The following is a 3,348-nucleotide window of genomic DNA, read 5'->3' as shown; positions in this document are numbered from 1 at the left end:
ATGGCGAAATCTAATAGTTCTTTCACTTCTTCCTCCGTCATTACTGAATGTGGAAAGATTATTTTTGCTAAACCACCAAATGTTTTTATAATGGCAGTTTTGTCCCTTGTGGTTATGGTGTCTGATAATTCAAAGAATTTTTCAAACTCATGGGTTCTATCTTCTTTGCGAAGTTCTTTTAATATTTCTGCCAAGTAATCTACAATAAAACCATAATCAGAAGTGAACATGTCGTTTCTTAACTTCTGAACTTCCCATCCCGGTAGATAAGCATGAATCCTGTCCAGAAATGCAGTGTCATAATAATCTTTTGGTAGTGCATCAAAAAGATCACTGTGTTTTAGCATATACGGAACGGTGTGGTCTGTATTACCCACAAATGCCATAGAAGCGGAAGCTCCATAAACCTGTGTCCCTCTGGAAAAAGATTTGTTGGCCATATAGTTTTTCAAGATGTCAACCAAACCACGATCCGTGTTTTTGGTTTTACCTGCAAATTCATCATAGGCTACTACGTCCCAATATCCGACTAATCCAATTTCACCGGAACTATTGTTTACAAATAGTTTTGCTTTTGAAACTTCTCCACCCGAAATCAGCATTGCGTGTGGTGACAACTCAGAAAAAATATGCGATTTTCCTGTTCCTTTGGGACCCAATTCAATTAAATTGTAGTTGTTCTCAACAAATGGAACTAATCTCGTTAATTGTAATAATTTGGAACGAAAAGTAAATTCCTCTGGATTTAATCCCATGGTTTGCAATAGCACATCCATCCATTCTTCCTTGGTAAATGCTTTTCTGCCTTCCTTGTATTCATCAAGGTCGCTAACGGAAATCTGTATGGGTTTTATGGATTCGATAATCCAAGGGGAACTGTTTTTTTCATCGTTGGAGTGATAAGCCAAAGTAAGAATACACCAAACTCCGCTTGACAATAACTTTTGATGTTCCCTTATATTTTCATCGCTGATCGGAATATGATTTAACCCCAGATTTGCGAAAGAAGCCTCATATTGGTCTCGTTTGTCATTTAGTTTTACTGAAATTTTATCAATAATTCTATGGGATCCTTTTTCACGAACAGTTGATTTAATGATCTGCGCCTCATCACGATGGACAAAGTGCTGCGCTATTACTTTTTTAACGGTTTCTACGCCTTGAATGATTGTTTCTTCATCATTTGTTGCACAGTATTGACCAAGCAAATATTCCAATACATAAATGGGAACAATCGCATTTCCCTTTACCAATTTGGTAAGGTCTTTACGTACTACTTTACCACCGAAATGCTCGTTCAATTTTATGTCTAATGCCTTCATATATTAAAAATCATCAAAATCGTTTGTAAATTCCTCACCCCAGCCCTCTCCAAAGGAGAGGGAGCCAGAAATGTAGTACTATTATTTATTATTAAAAATCATCAAAATCGTTTGTAAATGAAATATTTAGTGTGTAGTAATAGTCTTGATAGTGTTTCCATTTGGTTGTTCCATCAACCGGTTCTTCCAAGATCAGTTTGACACGTTGATTTTTGTATTTACCACTGGCTTTTGAACTTAATTGGAATCTGTGTTTTACTTCTCTTTGTCTTTCACTTCCTTCTTCAATGTCAAAGATGTATTTGAATTGGTCACTCAAATCTTCGCCATCTTCTGCTCGAATAACTGCTCGAATAGTTCTTGGCAGTACTTGTTCGCTTGCTGAATTTGTTTGTATGAATGAAACCGCTAAAATATTTGTTGTGATTCTATCGGTAGATTTAATAATATCAATATCTACTTGTGATGTTGTATTTTGTCTTGTTTTACTAATTTTTATTAATGGAATAACAATTTCCTGGAGCGAAGCTCCACCATGTATAAATCGGGAACCAGCACCTTTTACGCGAAGTCTGTTGATGGATTTTGGAATTAAAACATCAATATTGGATTGTATTCCCAAATCTTCCCCTTTAAAAGCTTTGGTTGCCTTGTCATTTGTGATATCTGTACCAATAACAAATCTTCGGTTTTCTTTCCAGATAGTTCCAGTATGGTTGGATACACTAAAATCACTATCTTCTAGTTCGTTGTGTTGGTAAATAAATCCGTGGTCGGCAGTAACAAACATATTATTTCCATTCATAGCTGCAATTTTTTTAATCATTTCCATCAAAAATTGTAACTCGTCATCAACTGCTTCAAACACTTTTTCCTCAGTGGTTTTGTCATCACCCGTTTTATCAATCCTGTTATGATAAATGTAGATGAGGTCATATAGTTTTACGAAATCTCTACCTTCTTTTGCTGAATTCATTTTCATGAAATCCTCGGCTTTGATTGCTATGGCTCTCACTCCAGAATTTGTTTCCAATATTTTTGTTCTTCCTTGAGTTCCACTACTGGACATTCCGTCAGCAAATACAATATCTGAATTTTCTTGAATGCTTAGTACTTTATGAGGAAGTAAAGAAGCCATTCCGAGTTGTGTGTAGGAAGGCAAACTGCTAATCATGTGATTCATTGTTGCTTCATAACGATTTTCCGATTGCAGTCGTTTCGTTAGTTCTGCTCCACATTCGTATCGCAAAGCATCAGAAATGATTACGAATAAACGTTGTTTTTTATCTAATACTGGCTTAACATGTGTGTCGAAAAAACTCCTCTGACTTGTTCGGATGTCTTTTGGCCAAGATTTTAGTTTATCGATTGTGCTTTGCCAATTGTTATTGTATATCAGTAACCAGTCATTAGAATATACCTTTTCCACTTTAACAGCGAGATCGGCTAATATTTTGTTCTGGGATGTTTTTCTGTAATTCCAAATGAATTTTCGATACATTAAATCTACTTCATACAAGGAAGCGGCATAATGGTCTGTACCTTCTTCAAATGTGGCATATTTGGTTTGGGCTTGTTTGCGAATTAATGCAATTAAATCGGATGCAAACAGTAAACTTTGATAAAAAGATTCCACTTCTCCAAACCAAAATTTGTTCTCCCTTTGTTTTATATATTGAATTACTTTTTCATTTGATATGCTTTCTGAAGTAATCAACTGAACCAATTCATGTATTACTTTAACATCGCTTAGTTTAAATAAATCATCACCAATTATATCATCAATTGAAGCTTGGTCTAATTTACTTTCCACCCCGATATCCGATGCGATTTTATCCGAAACTTTGGCGAAATAGTCTCTGAATTGAATGGTATCTTTCCATAAGGAAAGTAATAATCTTGTTTCTTTTGCCAGTCCGGATTTTTTACCCAGTATGAAATTGGTATTGAATACTTCTAAAAGAAAATCATAAATGGATGGACTTTCGTTTTGATAGTTGTATTTTCTTTTAATTTCTCCCCAATA

At 35.1% G+C, this 3,348-nt stretch carries 2 protein-coding genes; both read right to left on the bottom strand.

Features of this window, described 5'->3' with window-relative positions; translation table 11 throughout:
• Positions 1 to 1,322, bottom strand: a 1,322-nt coding sequence (brxL, locus tag B2145_RS10415; RefSeq protein WP_291101910.1) for a BREX system Lon protease-like protein BrxL, incomplete at its 3' end; no start/stop codon positions are given.
• Positions 1,323 to 1,413: 91 nt separating this feature from the next.
• Positions 1,414 to 3,348: BREX-1 system phosphatase PglZ type A (gene pglZ / locus B2145_RS10410; RefSeq protein ID WP_291101908.1), on the bottom strand; the 1,935-nt coding region annotated here is incomplete at its 5' end.

Origin of the sequence: Flavobacterium sp. UBA5153 (assembly GCA_002413745.1) — a bacterium.
Lineage (GTDB): Bacteria > Bacteroidota > Bacteroidia > Flavobacteriales > Flavobacteriaceae > Flavobacterium.
The sequence above is the reverse complement of the archived record's forward strand: the minus strand, read 5'-3'. Positions and strand labels throughout refer to the sequence as shown.